We start from the raw sequence: 1,612 nt of genomic DNA, 5'->3' as shown, positions 1-1,612 counted from the left end.
CTAGTGCAGCGCGTCGGAAGTCCTTTGCCGGTCGCACCGGCTGCCTTGATCACTCTTGGTAGTCGGCGAGGTGGATGAGGGCGGCCGTCTCGAAGGCCTCAACGGGGGTGCCGACGCTACTGCCGGTGTGTAGGACAGCGGATGTATAGGTGTCGGTGGCGGGGTCGAGGAGGGCGAAGGCCCATTCCTCGTCGTCGCCGAGGTACTCGATCCGGCACATGGGGATGGGTTCATCGGTCCCGTCGAGGTCGATGACGGCGGTGATGTAGCCGTAGGAACCGCGCCAGCGGAAGTCGACCTCAGCCAGTTTCGGCCAGTGTCCGAAGTGGGTGGCGTGGTGGTCGACAGTTCCGTCGACGTCTTCCTTGAGGCGCTTGGCGGGGACCGGCATGGCCTCATTGTGCGCCACCGCGCCGTCCGGGACAGGCTCTGGTCGGGACCTCGGCGGCCGGGGCCTGGAATGTGGTTGGCAGGATGTCTGGTCGATCACTTGGTCGGATCGGGATTCGGGGGGCCGGATGGCCGCGCAGGCGGGGCAGTTGAGGGTGAACCGGAAGCAGGAGAGGAAACTCCGCACGATCGTGGCCAGTCCCGTGTCGGGTCAGGCCCTGGTCCGACGCGCGAGGATCGTGCTGCTGACGGTGCGCGGGTGGACACGTGAGGCGATCGCCGTGGAGGTCGGCTGCGGCCCGGCCACAGTCTCCACCTGGCGTGCGCGCTTCCGGCGGCGTGGGGTGCCGGGACTGTTCGACCGGCCGCGCAGCGGCCGGCCCGATGTCTACGGCCCCAGCCAGCGTCTGACTGTCATCGCGACCGCCACCTCAGTGCCGCCGGAGGGCGCGTCGGTGTGGACCCGGTCCACGATCGCCCGGCAACTGGCCGACAACGGCCTGGAGGTGTCGAAGTCCACGGTGGGAAGGGTTCTGAAGGAGGCGAAGGTGCGGCCGCACAAGGTGAGGGGCTGGCTGAACCGGAAGGACAACCCGCTGTTTTGGGAGCAGGCCGGTGCGGTGTGCCGCCTCTACCTCGATCCGCCGGCGGACACACTGCTGCTCTCGTTGGATGAGAAGACCGGTATTCAGGCCCTGGCCCGCACGTTCCCCACCCGGCCGGCGGAGCCGGGGCGGGACGCGCGCCGGGAGTTCGAGTACACACGCAACGGCACGGTGTCGATCATCGCGGCGATGAACGTGGCGACCGGCGAGGTGATCACGGAACGGATCGAGAAGAACGACTCCGCGACCTTCATCCGCTTCCTGAACCTCCTCGACCGGCTCGTCGAACCCGGCATCGGGATCCACCTGATCCTGGACAACGGGGCCTCGCACCGCTCGAAGGCCACCAGGGCGTGGATCGCGAAGCACCCGCGGATCACCGTGACCTATACGCCGGTGCACGCGTCCTGGCTGAACATGGTCGAGCAGTGGTTCGGCACGCTGACGCGCCGGCTGCTGCGGCGGGGTGGGTTCGACTCCAGGGATGACCTTGAGAACCAGATCACCGCGTTCACGATCCGGCACAACCGCCGGGCCCGCCCCTACCGGTGGGAGTACGACGCGGACGCCGATCACGCCCGCTACCTCGCCCGCCGTCCCGAAGCGGAGCAGGATGG

General features: G+C 68.3%; 2 protein-coding genes. One reads left to right on the top strand and one right to left on the bottom strand.

Features of this window, described 5'->3' with window-relative positions:
* Positions 1-49: 49 nt before the first annotated feature.
* Positions 50-391, bottom strand: a complete 342-nt coding sequence (locus AC0Z36_RS29620) for a hypothetical protein (RefSeq protein ID WP_485466173.1) — start codon at positions 389-391, stop codon at positions 50-52.
* 127 nt (positions 392-518) lie between these two features.
* On the opposite strand from AC0Z36_RS29620, the gene AC0Z36_RS29615 reads away from it, so the two are divergent.
* Positions 519-1,612: IS630 family transposase (locus tag AC0Z36_RS29615; RefSeq protein ID WP_485466172.1), on the top strand; the 1,094-nt coding region annotated here is incomplete at its 3' end.

Source organism: Kitasatospora sp. UYEF31, assembly GCF_057291755.1.
Note: the sequence above shows the minus strand (reverse complement) of the source record. Positions and strands in the feature narration are given on the sequence as shown.

What these genes read in the sequence shown, in the direction of transcription:
- AC0Z36_RS29620 (WP_485466173.1), bottom strand. Translation starts at nt 391, where the DNA reads ATGCCGGTCCCCGCCAAGCGCCTCAAGGAAGACGTCGACGGAACTGTC.